This window comes from Streptomyces sclerotialus, assembly GCF_040907265.1.
Classification (GTDB): Bacteria; Actinomycetota; Actinomycetes; order Streptomycetales; family Streptomycetaceae; genus Streptomyces; species Streptomyces sclerotialus.
The window spans coordinates 8133638-8147566 of the sequence record NZ_JBFOHP010000002.1 but is presented as its reverse complement, the minus strand read 5'-3'; the positions used below and the strand labels follow the sequence as shown (position 1 = coordinate 8147566).

13 protein-coding genes and 1 pseudogene are annotated in these 13929 nt (G+C 68.4%); 5 read left to right on the top strand and 9 right to left on the bottom strand.

Features of this window, described 5'->3' with window-relative positions:
* Positions 1-11: 11 nt before the first annotated feature.
* The 3 genes from AAC944_RS35860 to AAC944_RS35850 all read right to left on the bottom strand — a co-directional run bounded on the left by AAC944_RS35860 (position 12) and on the right by AAC944_RS35850 (position 1987).
* On the bottom strand, positions 12-737 hold the full coding sequence (locus tag AAC944_RS35860; protein ID WP_051872348.1) for a response regulator transcription factor: 726 nt from the start codon (positions 735-737) through the stop codon (positions 12-14).
* A 23-nt stretch (positions 738-760) separates the two neighbouring features.
* Entirely contained in the window at positions 761-1021 is a 261-nt protein-coding gene (locus AAC944_RS35855; protein WP_196943323.1) for a hypothetical protein, read from the bottom strand.
* 162 nt (positions 1022-1183) lie between these two features.
* Positions 1184-1987 carry an alpha/beta hydrolase gene (locus AAC944_RS35850; RefSeq protein WP_196943321.1) on the bottom strand — a complete coding sequence of 268 codons (804 nt, stop codon included), beginning with the start codon at positions 1985-1987 and terminating at the stop codon, positions 1184-1186.
* A 219-nt stretch (positions 1988-2206) separates the two neighbouring features.
* Here AAC944_RS35850 and AAC944_RS35845 point away from each other — a divergent pair, with 219 nt between their 5' ends.
* On the top strand, positions 2207-2392 hold the full coding sequence (locus tag AAC944_RS35845; protein WP_030623060.1) for a hypothetical protein: 186 nt from the start codon (positions 2207-2209) through the stop codon (positions 2390-2392).
* The gene (locus AAC944_RS35840) at positions 2389-2607 is read left to right on the top strand and encodes a hypothetical protein (RefSeq protein WP_030623058.1); all 219 of its coding nucleotides are present in this window, start codon (positions 2389-2391) and stop codon (positions 2605-2607) included. Before AAC944_RS35845 ends, AAC944_RS35840 begins: the two co-directional genes overlap by 4 nt.
* Positions 2608-2665: 58 nt before the next feature.
* Here AAC944_RS35840 and AAC944_RS35835 read toward each other — a convergent pair whose 3' ends face one another.
* The 3 genes and pseudogenes from AAC944_RS35835 to AAC944_RS36610 all read right to left on the bottom strand — a co-directional run.
* The gene (locus AAC944_RS35835; RefSeq protein ID WP_107054248.1) at positions 2666-3256 is read right to left on the bottom strand and encodes a HEAT repeat domain-containing protein; all 591 of its coding nucleotides are present in this window, start codon (positions 3254-3256) and stop codon (positions 2666-2668) included.
* A 9-nt stretch (positions 3257-3265) separates the two neighbouring features.
* Complete coding sequence (locus AAC944_RS36615; RefSeq protein ID WP_490368286.1) at positions 3266-3766, bottom strand: zinc-dependent metalloprotease family protein; 501 nt, start codon at positions 3764-3766, stop codon at positions 3266-3268.
* 27 nt (positions 3767-3793) lie between these two features.
* Positions 3794-4588: pseudogene (locus AAC944_RS36610) on the bottom strand (PLL family lectin); the annotation flags it as partial.
* A 378-nt stretch (positions 4589-4966) separates the two neighbouring features.
* On the opposite strand from AAC944_RS36610, the gene AAC944_RS35825 reads away from it, so the two are divergent.
* Positions 4967-6334, top strand: coding sequence for a S8 family serine peptidase (locus AAC944_RS35825; protein WP_030623054.1), 1368 nt, complete (start codon positions 4967-4969; stop codon positions 6332-6334).
* A 40-nt stretch (positions 6335-6374) separates the two neighbouring features.
* The gene (locus AAC944_RS35820; RefSeq protein ID WP_196943319.1) at positions 6375-6644 is read left to right on the top strand and encodes a hypothetical protein; all 270 of its coding nucleotides are present in this window, start codon (positions 6375-6377) and stop codon (positions 6642-6644) included.
* Between the two features lie 6 nt (positions 6645-6650).
* Here AAC944_RS35820 and AAC944_RS35815 read toward each other — a convergent pair whose 3' ends face one another.
* The 3 genes from AAC944_RS35815 to AAC944_RS35805 all read right to left on the bottom strand — a co-directional run bounded on the left by AAC944_RS35815 (position 6651) and on the right by AAC944_RS35805 (position 11940).
* Positions 6651-8567 carry a RiPP maturation radical SAM C-methyltransferase gene (locus AAC944_RS35815; RefSeq protein WP_078888936.1) on the bottom strand — a complete coding sequence of 639 codons (1917 nt, stop codon included), beginning with the start codon at positions 8565-8567 and terminating at the stop codon, positions 6651-6653.
* Between the two features lie 4 nt (positions 8568-8571).
* Positions 8572-8880 (bottom strand): hypothetical protein, encoded by a 309-nt coding sequence (locus AAC944_RS35810; RefSeq protein WP_196943318.1) that lies wholly within the window; start codon positions 8878-8880, stop codon positions 8572-8574.
* A 180-nt stretch (positions 8881-9060) separates the two neighbouring features.
* Positions 9061-11940 carry an AfsR/SARP family transcriptional regulator gene (locus AAC944_RS35805; RefSeq protein ID WP_030623050.1) on the bottom strand — a complete coding sequence of 960 codons (2880 nt, stop codon included), beginning with the start codon at positions 11938-11940 and terminating at the stop codon, positions 9061-9063.
* A 455-nt stretch (positions 11941-12395) separates the two neighbouring features.
* Here AAC944_RS35805 and AAC944_RS35800 point away from each other — a divergent pair, with 455 nt between their 5' ends.
* Positions 12396-13883: an FAD-dependent oxidoreductase gene (locus AAC944_RS35800; RefSeq protein WP_078888935.1), complete on the top strand. Its 1488-nt coding sequence runs from the start codon at positions 12396-12398 to the stop codon at positions 13881-13883.
* Positions 13884-13929: the final 46 nt, after the last annotated feature.

Sequence of the window (13929 nt, the reverse complement as noted above, 5' to 3'; positions counted from 1 at the left end):
GCACCGTGCCGTCACGCGAGGCGCAGGCGGAAGCCCACGCCTCGCACAGTGGTGATCCAGTCACTGCCGCCGAGCTTGCTGCGCAGGCTGCTCACATGGGTGTCCAAGGTCCGGCGGGACCACGAGCCGTGCCACACCGCCTGCATGAGCTGCTTCCGCGACACAACGGTGTGGGGGTGGCTGGCAAGGACGTGGAGCAGTTCGAACTCCTTGCACGTGAGCTCGACGGCCACGCCGTGCAGGGTCACCTGGCGCGCGTCCGCGTCGATGCGCAACGGTCCGTGGTGGATGACCCGGGTACTGGGCGGCCGCGGGCGCGCACGTCGCATGACGGCATCGATGCGCGCCATCAGTTCCAGGAAGTCGTACGGCTTGACCAGGTAGTCGTCCGCGCCTGCCCGAAGGCCGAGAACGCGGTCCAGGCCGCTCCCCCGTGCCGTGACGGCTATCACGGGGATGTCGTGCTGCGTACGGATGATGCGGCAGACCTCCAGGCCGTCCAGGTCAGGGAGTTCGAGGTCGAGCAGCAGCAGATCGGCCTCGTCGTAGACCCGCAGGGTCTCCGCCCCCGTACCGACGGTGCTGACCTCGTGTCCGTGTCGTTGGAGCCCTGTGACCAGGTGCTCCGCGTCTTGTTTGCGGTTCTCCGCGACGAGCACCCGCCATCGCCCGGCGGCGGTCGCCTGGTCGGACGGGTGCGGTGCTTCGTGGTCGATCTGGTGTACTGAACTCGGCATCGGATGTCCCCCTCATCCTTGATCTACCGGTACCGGCGGGCCCGCGGATAGGCGGCCCGTACCTGCCGCAGGGCCCATCGCATCCGGGGCACAGCCGTCTCCGGGTACTCCCCGTAGGCGCCGGCGAGCACGACGGCACAACCACGGGTGCCGTGGTGCTGACGGACCGCCTGCCGTATGGCTGTCTCCACCTCGTCCTTGGTCGGCTGGGAATCCACTGCCAACGCGCTGCTGAAGAGCGCCTCCGCCCTGGCGGCCGAAAGGAGGTCGTATGAGTCGGTCATCATGGTACTGCTCGCCCTCTTACGCGGTGCGAACGCGGTCCGGGCCACCGGCGGCCCGGCGCTGCGACGTCCTTGCCCCATCGTGCGTTCCGGCGTTGCAGAACCCGTTGCAGTGATCGTTACAGCGGCCGCTGAGCGGCCCGGCACGACATCGGACTCGCGTCACGAAGCCAGCACCCGCGGACTCTTCCGCCCGGTTCGGCAGGACGCCAAGTGGCTGATGACCGTATCCGCCAGCAGCGGAGTGTCGATGATGTTCAGGTGCCCACTGACCGGAATGCTGGCGGAAGCGACGTGCCCACCGGCCGTCGCACTGGAGATCGGTACCACGAGATCGGCTTTCCCCCCGATGAGCAGCCAGCGGACGCGGCCACCGGAATCGATGGGAGGCAGCTCGTCCAGGAGTGCGGACTTGAGGCGCATCTGCTTGGCGGCCGGGCCGAGACCGGCATACGCGAGCGGAGCACCGTGGTGCGGTGTCGCGATGGTGATGGCGCTCAACGCATCGGCGTCCGGACCGAGGAACTGCAACGCGTAGCGTATCGCCAGCCCGCCGAGGCTGTAACCGATGAGATGCACCCCACGCGTTCCGCTGCGCCGGGCGGCTGCGGACGCTTCCTCCGCGACCGTCTCGGCGATTTCCGGGACCCCCATCCTCAGCGAGTTGTACTGCACGACGGTGATGTTGTGATAACCGCGTTGCCGCAGGCGTACCAGCAGGCTCTCCCAGCACGCTGTGGTGGAGAGGTACCCCGGAACGAGCACGATCGGTGTCTGCCGGCTGTCCTCGGGCGGCCATGCGAGGTCACCGTCCTCCGGCCGGTCCGAGGGCCGGTTGTTCCGGCGCCGCCACGGTGCGGCTTTCAGTGTGGTCTGGAAGGCCGACGCCAGTGCCAGCACCGCCGCCTCGGCGGGCATCGATACCACGGCACGCACGCTCTGCTGCAAAAGCCCCGTTGCTTTCATACTGCTGTCCCCGTGCTCTGGTGCCAACATGTCGCCGGTCACCGCACTGCGGCTGCGGCGCCTTCATCCTGCTCCCGCGTGTTGCACCGTTCGCTGCAGTCGCCGCTGCAGCGAACGGTGCAGCGAGTACTGCAACCCGGAACGGCACCGTGGAATCCGCAAGCTTTCGCAGCGAGCACGAGCCACCGGCGAGCGCCGATGAGCCAGAGAGGAAGTGCCATGCGTGTCATCGGTCAGCAGCGGGACACCGAGCGTCGGTGGCTGCCCGCGGGCGATCCCCGGTCGTTGCCGAGGTTGGACTCCGAGGCGGCAGGCCGGAACGCGGCAGGCGAGGACGTGCAGGTCGTGTACAGCGCACGCGGCGACAAGTTCATGATCGTCCCCCGGTCGGAGGTGGCGGCATGACCGAGGGCAGGACCTCCGCTGAGCGCCAGGCGGTACTGCGCGCCTACGAACTCATCGTCGACGCGGGCGAAACGATGTCCCGGCACGGGGTGCCCGGGCACCGGTCGGCGGAAGTGAAAGCCGCGGCAGCCCGGATCGAGACCTTGGACGAGGCCCTGAGCAGAATCCGTGAGATCGGGAAGATGGCGGCGGCGGTGATCGCGGCTCAGGCGTAGCCGTCCGCCGGCAGCAGCACCGGTTCAGGCGTAGCCGCCCGCCGGCAGCAGGACCGGCTCAGGCCTCGCCCGGCATCTTCCCCGGCTGCGGAGGCTGGTCGCTGCTCTGTGTGCCGCGGCCGGGCTCCTCACCGGGCATCAGCCCCTTCGCCACGCCCTCGCCGGGCATGAGGCCGCTGCCGGCCTGTTCCCCGGGCATCGGTGTGGTGCTCTGCCCTTCGTCCGGCCCCGTGTCGGCGGGCGGTACCGGCGGGCTCTGCGGCCTTTCCCGTACCCGGCCGGTCAGCGCCGCTCGTTCTTCCTCGGGGGCTGCTGACAGGGCCGTTTTCCGGACGCCGGGGTCAGGGTCCTCGAGCAGGCCGGTGAGGACGGTGACGGCGGACCCGGCAGGCAGGTTCACCGCGGCGCTCGCTGCCGCCACCCGAACCGCCGGATCACCGCTCCGGGTGGCGGCCACGATGGCGTCCTGCCCCGCGTCGCCCTCCAGCAGACCGGCCGCGTACGCCGCCTTCGAGGCGAGCATCAGGTCATCGCCGTCGATCAGTGCTCGCAGATGGGGAAGGCTGTTGCCGCCGAGCCGTGCGGCGGCCTCGTAGTCCGGCTCCTCGGAGCTGAGGATCTTGCGCACGTCCTCCATGGAAACGCTCATCGCAGCCTCTCAGACGTACTGAATGAACGGGCTGTCCAGCATTATCTTGACCTCGTCGGCGACGAGGTCGGGAGGCGGGTTGGTGATGTCTATCGTCCCTTTGCCCATCATGAGGCGATTCTTGTTACTGACGTGGTAGAGGCCCAGCAGATGGCCGATCTCATGGGCGAGCGTCCATGGTGTCGCCTTCTGGACGACCACGGCACTGGGACGATTGGCGGGATGCGCCGCGCAGCCGTTGAACGGTGGTTTCGTGGAACGTACGAAGTAGACCACCATGTCTTTGCTGCTCGCGTCGGCGCGGTGGGCGAACAGCTTCTTCTGCTCGGCCGTGACCTCCGCCTCCCGGCACTTCCCGATGTCGATGTCGTCCAGCTCCGGCAGGGTGAGGTTCTCCGTCGTCACCAGTTGCACCGCGATCCCCACGGTCGCGAACACTTCCCGCGCCCGCGCGACGGCGTCGGCGACGGAGACGTCCGGCGCGGTGAGGACCTTGGCGTGCAGCCGCACCGTGGGCAGCGGCTGCCACCACTTGTGCCACACCGTGCTGTCGATGCCCGTGGCGCACACGTCGATGCGGTTCGCCCCCCAGCAGACGGCCGCGGGAGCGCTCGCGAGGAGACCTTTGCGGCTTTCCCATTCGGACCAGCCGTTCTTGAACGACTTGTGCCACAGCGCCGAATCAGCACCCCGCGCGAAAACGTCCAGCCGCCCGGACGACCAACTCGCCGCGGCAGGCGCACTCGTCAGCACCCCGCCCAGACTCTCCCACCCCGACCAACCGTCCTCGAACGACTTGTGCCACAGCGCCGAATCAGCACCCCGCGCGAAAACGTCCAGCCGCCCGGACGACCAACTCGCCGCGGCAGGCGCACTCGTCAGCACCCCGCCCAGACTCTCCCACCCCGACCAACCGTCTCCGTACGACTTGTGCCATATCGCCGAATCCGTGCCCCGCACAAATACGTCCAGCCGTCCGCTCTTCCTGCTCGCCACGGCAGGGCCGGAGGTAAGGACGCCACCGAGGCTCTCCCAGCCGGACCATTCGTTGTCGAACCACTTGTGCCACAACGCGAGGTCGGCGCCCCGGGCGAAAACGTCGATACGGTCGCGTCCCCAGGAAACCACCGCGGGCGCCGACGTCAGGACGCCACCCAGGCTTTCCCAGTCCGACCAGTCGCTGTCGAAGCATTTGTGCCACAGCGCCGCGTCCGTCCCCCGCGCGAAGACGTCGAGCCGCTCAGGGCCCCAGGACGACACTCCCGGGCCGCTTGTCAGTTTCCCTTCGAGGCTCTCCCAGCCCAGCCATGTCATGGCATTCTCCCTTGCTGAAGCGACCTCATGACGGGAGGCAGGAAAACGCTACTGGCCCGCCCCTCGGCGGATAACCACGGAATCAAGCCAGAGGCAGCAGATACGCCGGAAGAGCGGCGGCACATGAGCGTGTGGCGTCCGGTTCCCGTACGTACGAGCGCTGCGCCGCCATCGGCGCAGGAGGCGCGCCGGGCGCTACGCCTGCGACCGTATGGACCGGTCAGGCGGGCACCCATAACATGAGTTCTCCGAGGCTGAATCCGCGTGCGTCCCTCAACGTGTTGCTCTCAACTCGTTGCCTTTCAACTCGTTGCCTTTCAACTTGTCGCCTTTCAAGCTGTGCCACCGCCGCTGCCTTTTCTTCGTGCCGGATTCTCTTCTCGCCCAGGGGGACTTATGCGAGTAATTGTTCAGATGCGGCCCGAGCTGGATGTCATGCAAGCCGTCGTCGACCCCGCGGTCACCACTCCGCCGGCCGTTGACGTGGCGGGGTCGGTTCCCGGTTTCGCCGTGGATCCGGCCTTCGTGCCGGTGCCGATCGCCCGGCCGAAGCCCGCCACGCCTGGTGGTGATCCCCTGTCACTGGACCAGCCACTCGTGTTCTCCATGGCTCCGGAAGACGCGAGTGTCCTGGTGCGTGGCGAGATCCAGGACTACGACACCACCAGTCGCGTCGCCATGCTCGCGACGGCCCGGCCGGACATCGTCGGCCTGTCCTCCGACCCCGTCATCGCAACGATGCCGACATGTGGTGGGACTCCCCCGGTCGGCAACTGGCAGGACGTACAGCACGCCGTCGCCGAGCCCCTCAGGAAGGAAGGCCTGGACGGCCGGGACGTCCCCCTTGCCATCGTCGACAGCGGCATCAACGTCGCGCAGGTGGGCGAGGTGCTGGGCTCCCCCGTGACCGTCGACGCCGAGCACAGCTGGAAGCCGGCCGGGCTCGACGGAGACTTCGGCCGGTTCGCCGTGGACCACGGCACCATGTGTGCATTCGACTCGCTGGTGGTCGCGCCGCACGTCGACCTGCTCGACATTCCGGTGCTCTTCCCCCGGCGCCGGGGCGCCACCGCCATGGAAGGCCTGCTCTCCGACGCGATCGCGGCCTACGCGCACCTGCGGACGCTGCTGGAGGAGATGCCGCCCGAACAGCGCATGCTGGTCGTCAGCAACAGCTGGGGCTCCTACGACCCGAGCTGGGACTTCCCACCGGGTCACCCGGGCAACTACTCCGACAACCCCGCCCACCCGTTCAACCTCGCGGTGGCCGCCCTGGAGCAGGCCGGCGCCGACATCCTGTTCGCCGCGGGCAACTGCGGACGCGACTGCCCCGACCCGCGCTGCAAGTACGCCGACCGCCCCATCGGCGGCGCCAACTCGCACCCCGCCGTACTGTCCGTAGCGGGCGTGGACACCCGGAAGGCACGGGTCGGCTACTCCTCCCAAGGCCCCGGCCGGCTCACCCCGCGCAAGCCCGACGTCGCCACGTACACCCACTTCGCGGGCTCGCAGGCATTCGGCGCCACCAGTCCCGACTCGGGGACCTCGGCGGCCTGCCCGGTGGCCGCGGGCATCATCGCGGCCGTGCGCACCCAGTGGTCGGCCAAGAAGATCCCGCCCTCCCGGATGCGCACGCTGCTGCGCCGCACGGCCGACGATCTGGGCGTTGCGGGCTTCGACTACGAATGCGGCTACGGCATCATCAACACCACCGCCGTCACGGAGGCACTGCGCCGCCGCAGCCTGAGCAACGAGCGTTCGTAGGAGGCCCATGACTCCGGGAAGCCCTACCGTTCTCGTCACTGTGGCACTCCCGCCGCACACGACGCTCCATGGTGCCCAGCAGCGCTTCGGACTCGCCGACGCCGAGGTCGACCGGCAATACGGGCTGGTGTCCGTCGACCCGTCCCAGCAGCTCTACGCCCTGCTGGTCACCGAGGAGGCCGCGGAGCGGATCAGGGGGATGCCCGGCTTCCACGGCCCGTACGCCAATCCCAGGATCGAGCCCTTCGGCCCCTTCTCGTCCGATGCCGAGGAGCACAGTTCCGATGCCGAAGAACGCAACGGCGAGTGAGAGTATTCAGGGTACGGATCGCCGTGGCGAGGCGGGTAAGGCAAGTGCCACGGCCGTTTTCCCGTCGAGGAACACCAGCCCCATTTCCTGAAGGTCGCGCAGCATCATCTGGACGACTGCGGCGGAACGGTTGATGCCGAGGGCGCGCTGCGCGCCCGCCGCGGTGACGGGCCGGCGGCTGCAGGCCAGGTAGAGGTCGGCCATCGTGCCTTCGAAGGTGTACGTCCCCTCGTGCCCTTCATGCCTGCCGTCATAGATCTGGACGAAGTGCGGTGCCGACCAGTACGTCAGTACGGGCGGCCGTTCGCCCTGCCAGGCCGCGTTCCAAGCATCGACTTCCTGCCGGACTGCGGCATAGTCGGCGTCCGGCAGGGCGTCGGCCAGCTCGTAGTCGAAGAAGTAGGCGATCCGGTGGAGGTCGGCGTCCGGAGGATAGACGTACCGGTAGCTCTTCTCCGGCTGGTAATGGGACAGGAGCTCGTCCCGCTCTTCGTAGAGCGGGCTGAAGCGCTCCAGCCAGATCCGGCCGGCCCCTGATGGCGGCTGAAGGTGCAACAGGCGGGGTATGAGCGCCGCTTGGTCCTCGTAGTCCTTGCGTGTTTCGCCGGGGAACCCCCAGAGGAGATTCCAGGTCACTTCGATTCCGTAGTGCTGTGCCCAGCGCAGCAGGTTGATGTTCTGCGCGGCGCTGACTCCCTTGTGCATGAGCCGCAGCACGTGCGAGCTCAATGACTCCAGTCCGGGCTGGATGAGGGTCACACCGGCATCCGCCAGCAACTTGAGCTGAGACCGGTTCAGATTGGCCTTCACCTCGTAGAAGAGGTCGTAGCTCGCTCCGCTGTCGACGAGGGCAGGAAAGACCGTTCTCAGGTAATTCATGTCCAGGATGTTGTCCACGGCGTCGAAGCAGAAGCTGTGATGGCGACGCGCCAACTGAGCGAATTCGTCGAGTACCCGTTCCGGGGATTTCGCTCTGAACCGCATGCTCGTCGCGTTCAGCCCGCAGAACGTGCAGTGATGTTTTGCGCCCCACCAGCAGCCTCTGGCCGTCTCGACGGGTATGCGTACGCTTCGGCGGGCGGAGCGACGAAGCAGGCCCGTCTCCTCGGCGTGGCGGAAGTACTCGTCGTAGTCCGGCACCGGCAGGTCATCGAGCCGGTGCGTCGGGGGCAGCGGCGGCACGACGACGACATCGCCGCCGCCCTCCTTCCGGTAGGCCAGACCGGGGACGGTGCCGAGGTCGCCGCCGGCGGCGAGAGTATCCATCAGCTGGGGGAACGCGATGTCGCCTTCCCCGATGACGGCGGCGTCGACACAGCCTGCGGTCCGTACGAGTTCCGGTCCCATCTCCCCGTCGAAGTTCGCCCCGCCGAACAGGATGAACAACTCCGGATACCGGCTCTTCAGCCGTCGTGCCAGCGCGAAGGAGGCCGTGTTCTGCTGGAACGTCGAGGTGAATCCCACGAGGCGCATCTCGCCCCAGGGGAAGGCATCGACGAGCGAGTCGAGATAGTCCGGCACGTCCCGGTCTCGCGTCCGCAGCAGCTGCTCTCGCCAGTCCTTCTCCGCTTCACCACTCAGGGCGGCGAGTTCGGGACCGAACTCATCGAGCAGCTGGGCATCCGGGTCCGGGGCCGCATCGCCGAAAGCGGCGCGGGAGAAGAGCCATTCACCGATCATGCAGCCGCGATGCCCGGCGAGGGCACGGTAACGGTCCACACCGATGCGCGCGGCAAAATCGAGGTTGGCGTGGAAGGTGTGTACGGGGAAACCGTGTGCGTCGCCTATCGCCTTGAGCAGGCCGAGTTGGATCGACGGACAGTGGATGTCCATGAAGGGCATGGAGACGAGGACGGCAGGCCAAGGCGAACGCTGTACCCCTTCGCTGCCGCCGGTGCGGCCGGCCCTGTGCGGGTCGAGCATTCCGTCAAGGCGTCCGGTCGGTGGGCTCGTTCTTGCCTGCCGCCCGCATCCGGATAGGATCACCGATCTTGCTGTGACGCCTCGGCTTTTTCTTCCGCCCTCGCGAAGCCGGATCGAAGGCCTCGCCGGACTCGTCGACGGCGTTCGTCGCTTCCGCTTCGGCACCCGCGGTGAAGCTGCCTTCCTCCCGGACGTCCGCCGCTTCCGCGGCAAGATCGAGGACGTCGGCGAGCAGCATTTGCTTCTCAGCGGGAAGGCCGGCCGATATCGCCTCCAATTCATTGGCGATTAATTCTATGTCCGCACGGCTCACTGAACCTTCTGACATGATGACCTCCCGATGAACGACCTGTCACAGGTAGGCACTATCAGCGCCAGCTATTCTGCCGGGGACCCCTCCACGCGTCAAGAAGGGAATTTCTCTACGGCTTCGGACGCGCCAACTCAACGTACCGGGAATAGTACGGAATTTTTTGCGCCGGATGATTATCGATTATCCGCCGAGTTCATCCAGCTTGGTGCGCACCTGGGCGCCCTCCGGATGACCGAGTTCCTCCAGGATCACCAGAGCGCGCTGCCACGCGGCGCGGGCCGATGCGGCGTCTCCGACCTCGCTGTGGGCATCGCCCAGTGCGGACAGGGTGTCGGCCTCGTTGTACCGGTCACCCAATTCACGGTAGAGGTCGAGAGCGTGCTGATAGCACACGATTCCCTCTTGTGAGTGCCCGAGGTGATGGTGAATGTAGCCGAGGCTGTCCCAGGTCTCGGCCCGGCCGAGCCGGTCACCGATCACCTTCTGCAGGTCCAGCGCGCGCCGGCAGTACGTCAGAGCCTGCTCGCGGTCCCCCAGGTGGGCGTGGAACCAGCCGACCGCATTGAGCGCCTTGGCCTCGCCGGTGCGGTAGCCCGCGGCCTGGAACAACTCGAGGGACCGCTGCGCATGAATGAGCCCGTCGCGGTAGCTCGCCTGCCGGTCGAGGAGCAGGGCGAGGCTTCGGTAGGCGTACGCCTGGCCCGTGTAGTCGCCGAGTTCCCGGAACAACTCGACGGCCTGCCGGGCGTGGTCACGTGCTTCGTCGTGCCGGAGGAGCCGCGCATGGGCCATCACAAGGCTTCCGTGCGCGATCGCCTGCCCCTCCACGCTCACCTCGCGGCCGGCGGCCACCAGCGCCGTTTCCTGCACCATGGCTGCGTCGTGCCAGTGTCCCAGTCGGTCGAAGAACGGCATCAGAGCCCAGGCCAGCTGCCAGACGTGGGTGTCGAAGCCGCTGCTCTCGGCCTGACGGAGCACCGCGAGGAGGACGGGATGCTCGGTCACGAACCAGTCCAGCGCCTCGTGATGGTCCGCGAACCGCTCCGTGGTGACGGTGCCCCGCGCGGACAGCTTCAGGTAATCCTCCCGGTGCGGGTCGAGCAGCCAGCTTCCCTTGTAAGCGGTGTGCAGGTAGTAGTCGAAGACGCGGCGGAGCGCCGCCCTCCTGTCGTCTTCCGCGTCGTGGGTGCGGGTGAGGTCCGCGGCGTAGGCGCGCAGCAGATCGTGCAGGGTGAACCGGCCCAGCGTCCGCTCCGTGATCAGCTGGGCGCCGGCCAGTTCGGCCAGCAGCGGCCGTACCTTCCTGACCGGTACACCGGCCAAGTGGGCGGCCGGCAAGGGCGCGATGTCCGGACCCGGGTGCAGCCCGAGCAACCGGAAGAGCCGGGCTGCCGGTGCGGTGAGCTTCTCGTACGACCACGAGAACACGGCCCGGATGTTGGTGACGTCGTCCCCGCCGTCGAGGGAGTCCAGCCGGCCTTCGACGGCCTTGAGCTCCTTGGCCAGCGCGGCGAGCGGAAACTGAGGATGCATGGCGGCACGCGAGGCGACGATGGCCAGGGCGAGCGGTAATCGCGCGGTGAACGTGATGATGTCGTTCACCGCTTCCGGCTCCGCGGCGACCTGCTGCCGGCCGATGCGGTGGGCTAGCATGTCGCGCGCTTCCGCCGAGGACAGCAGATCGATGGTCACCGGGCGGGCGCCGTCCGTGGCCACCAGACTGGTGAGCTGGTTCCGGCTCGTCACCACGACGAAGCAGGACGAGGAGCCGGGGAGCAGGGGACGTACCTGTTCGGCGTCGTGAGCGTTCTCAAGAACGATCAGCATCCGCCGCCCCGCCAGCAGACTGCGGTAGAGCGCCGCCTGCCCGTCGGTGTCGATCGGCAGGCGCTTCGGGGGTACGGCCAGTGCGTCCAGGAATCCCCGGACCGCCTCAGCCGGTTTCATGGGCGTACCGGTCGGGTCGAAGCCCCGCAGATTCACGTACAGCTGCCCGTCAGGGAACCGGTCGCGGATCTCATGGGCCCAATAGTTGGCCAGGGCGGTCTTGCCGACTCCGGCGGCCCCTCCGATGGCGGTGATGACCACTGCGCCCGCGGTGTCGGCTCCTTCCTCCGGCAAGAGGGAGTTCAGGCGCGCCAGTACGTCGGTACGGCCGATGAAGTCCACGGTGCGGTGCGGTAACTGGGCCGGTACGACCGGCGCGTGCACCGTTTCCGCGGCGTGTGGTTCCGGTTCGGCTTCGACGGCCGGCGCGGGCTGCGGTTGCGGGGCGTCCAGGGCCGGGTCGGCCGTCAGCACCTGCTCGTGCAGGCCTTGCAGATAATTGCTGGGTTCGATGCCGAGTTCGTCCCTCAGCATGCGGCGTGCCTGCCGGAAGACGCTCAGGGCGTCCGCCCGGCTTCCGGACCGGTAGAGCGCCAGCATGAGCAGGCCGTGCGGTTTTTCCCGCAGTGGGTGGTCGGCGACGAGCTGCCGTAATTCACCGATCAGGTCGTGGTTGCTGCCGAGCGTCAGGTCCAGTTCGATGCGTTCCTCCAGCACACTGAGGTGCCGCTCGTCCAGTCGCTGACGCTCGGTGTCGAGCAGCGGGCTGACGAGTCCTTCGCACACGCGCCCCTGCCACAGTCGCAGCGCTCCGTGGAGTGCTTCGGCTGCCGCCGGCACGTCGCCTGCGGTGGCGGCGGCATGTGCATGCGTGACCTGTTGTTCGAACTGGTGCAGATCCAGTCGGCCGGCCGGCACGGACAGCTGGTAGCCGGCATCGGTCCAGGCGAGAAGGCGGGACGGCTCGCGAGGCGGGCGGTCGGGTTCGAGCACTCGCCGTAGTCCGGATGCGTGCCGCTGCAGTAGGTTCACTGCGTGCGCCGGCGGATCGGAACCCCAGACCGCATCCATCAGTTGGCCGTAATCCAACGGTCGGTTCGCGTTCAGCAGCAACACCGCGAGGACCACCCGCTGCTGCATCTGGCCAAGTCTCAGTTCGGTCCCGCCCCGCCGCACGCGCAGCGGGCCGAGCACCTCGAATCGCAGTGTGTCCGGCTCTGTCAGCTCGCTCATTCCCGCCCCCTGGACGCGAGACGACCCTGATCAGAAACGCGTCGGCCGAATCCGCTGCGCCTCGCCGGGCCGAAGCCCCTGCTACGCCCATCATGCTTCGCCCATCGTCCGCTGCGGTGGATTCTGCGCGTCCGCACGCACGGTGGAATGCGTGCATGAGCTTCGCAGCGGCCGGCCCGACCGGCCCCGCGAGCCTTCCGGGACGGCAAGCGAGAGATATGGTGGCCAATTCAACCGGTTTTCTGTCGCCTCTTCGGCCAGCTTCACCGTTCAGCGGCTGGCTGTCGACAGGTTTAAGGACGCATTCGGCTGTTTCGTCCGTACCGACCAACAAGTGTCGGCCATAGTGGTCAGTTGGCGATGTCTGGGCGCAAGCTACTCGGGAAGGTCACCGGCGGCTCACCAGGCCCGCCGGAGAGTCGAGCGCGTGGCCGAACGAGCAGAGGGGCGGACGCATGGCGGACGGCAGGGACGCGGTGGCAGCGGCGAAGCGGCCACGGTCGAGCGCGTCTTCGGGGGCGGGGGGACGTTCGCGTCATGCGGTGGTGATCGGGGGTGGCCTGGCGGGCCTGTTGTCCGCCCACGTCCTCACGCGTCACGCGGCGGAAGTCACCCTCGTCGAGCGCGACCGCTTGCCGGCGCAGGCGCCGGACCACCGCCCCGGCGTGCCGCAGGGCCGGCACCCCCACATCCTCCTCGAAAGCGGCCAGCAGGCGCTGGACAGCCTGCTGCCCGGGTTCTCCGGCCAGCTGCGGGCCGCGGGCTCGCCTCGCGTGGGGCTGCCCGCCGACATGGTGCAGTGGCAGGAACGCTGGTTCGCGCGACTGCCTGCCATGCAGACCATCTTCACCGGCTCGCGTGCCCAGCTGGAGCAGTTGGTGCGGGAGCGGGTGTTCGCCGACGCCGCGCTCCGCGTGCTCGACGGCACGGACGTCGTCGGTCTGACGGGAGATGCCGCGCGGGTCCACGGTGTCGTACTGCGCGAGCGCGGCAACGGCGCTCGGCGGGTGCTCGACGCTGACCTGGTGGTGGACGCCTCCGGGCGCGGCTCGCACGCCGACCGCTGGCTGACCGGGATCGGCGCTGAGCCTGCCGCGGAGGAGCGGCTGGACACCGGGCTCGCGTACGCCTCCCGCCTCTACCGCGACACCCGTGGTGAGCTCACGCGTGACGGCGTCGCGGGCCGGGAGGGCGGACGGAGCACCGACGCGTTGGCCTATTACGTGTTCCCCAGTCCGGCGCACCCCAACGGCGGCGGCATCCTGCCGGTGGAGGACGGCCGCCACCTGGCCATTCTCTTCGGGCTGCGCGGTGACGAACCGCCCACTGACGGGGAGGGGTTCCTCCGGTACGCCGCATCGCGTCTCCCGCACCCCTTCATCCATGACTGGCTGACGCATTCCGAACCGCTCTCCCCCGTTCACGGTTTCCGCAAGACCGCCAACGTCCGACGCCGCTACGACCGGCCGGGCCGTCGCCCGGCCGGTTTCCTCGCCGTCGGCGATGCGCTGTGCACCTTCAACCCGATCTACGGCCAGGGCATGGCCGTCGCCGCCCTGACCGCCGTGGCCCTGCGCGATGCCCTGGCGGACCCCCGCCGCACGCCGACGACGCTGCGCGTCCAGCGCGCACTGCTGAACGCCTCGCGGCAGGCGTGGGACATCTCGGCCGGGGCGGACAAGTCGATGCCGGGAGCGGTCGGAGACAGGGCCATGACCAGGACGCCGCTGGCTCAGCGCCCCGGCAACTGGTACCTCGGCCGAGTGCAGAGGCATTACGCCACCGAGCCCGTGGCCGCGGCCGCCTTCCGCTCGGTGCTCGACCTCTCGTCCCCGTTCACCGCGCTGTTCGCGCCCAGGGTCGCCCGTGCGGTGCTCCTGCGTCCGGCCCCTCCCGCACCGGCGGACCCACCACTGCACCGGCCCTCCGAGGACACCGGCTGAGCCCTCAGAGTCTGTGTCACAGTTCACCGACGTCACAGTTCACCGA

Excerpts from the sequence above, each read along its gene's own strand:
- AAC944_RS35860 (WP_051872348.1), bottom strand. The coding sequence starts at position 737 with ATGCCGAGTTCAGTACACCAGATCGACCACGAAGCACCGCACCCGTCC.
- AAC944_RS35855 (WP_196943323.1), bottom strand. The coding sequence starts at position 1,021 with ATGACCGACTCATACGACCTCCTTTCGGCCGCCAGGGCGGAGGCGCTC.
- AAC944_RS35850 (WP_196943321.1), bottom strand. The coding sequence starts at position 1,987 with ATGAAAGCAACGGGGCTTTTGCAGCAGAGCGTGCGTGCCGTGGTATCG.
- AAC944_RS35845 (WP_030623060.1), top strand. The coding sequence starts at position 2,207 with ATGCGTGTCATCGGTCAGCAGCGGGACACCGAGCGTCGGTGGCTGCCC.
- AAC944_RS35840 (WP_030623058.1), top strand. The coding sequence starts at position 2,389 with ATGACCGAGGGCAGGACCTCCGCTGAGCGCCAGGCGGTACTGCGCGCC.
- AAC944_RS35835 (WP_107054248.1), bottom strand. The coding sequence starts at position 3,256 with ATGAGCGTTTCCATGGAGGACGTGCGCAAGATCCTCAGCTCCGAGGAG.
- AAC944_RS35825 (WP_030623054.1), top strand. The coding sequence starts at position 4,967 with ATGCGAGTAATTGTTCAGATGCGGCCCGAGCTGGATGTCATGCAAGCC.
- AAC944_RS35815 (WP_078888936.1), bottom strand. The coding sequence starts at position 8,567 with ATGCTCGACCCGCACAGGGCCGGCCGCACCGGCGGCAGCGAAGGGGTA.
- AAC944_RS35805 (WP_030623050.1), bottom strand. The coding sequence starts at position 11,940 with ATGAGCGAGCTGACAGAGCCGGACACACTGCGATTCGAGGTGCTCGGC.
- AAC944_RS35800 (WP_078888935.1), top strand. The coding sequence starts at position 12,396 with ATGGCGGACGGCAGGGACGCGGTGGCAGCGGCGAAGCGGCCACGGTCG.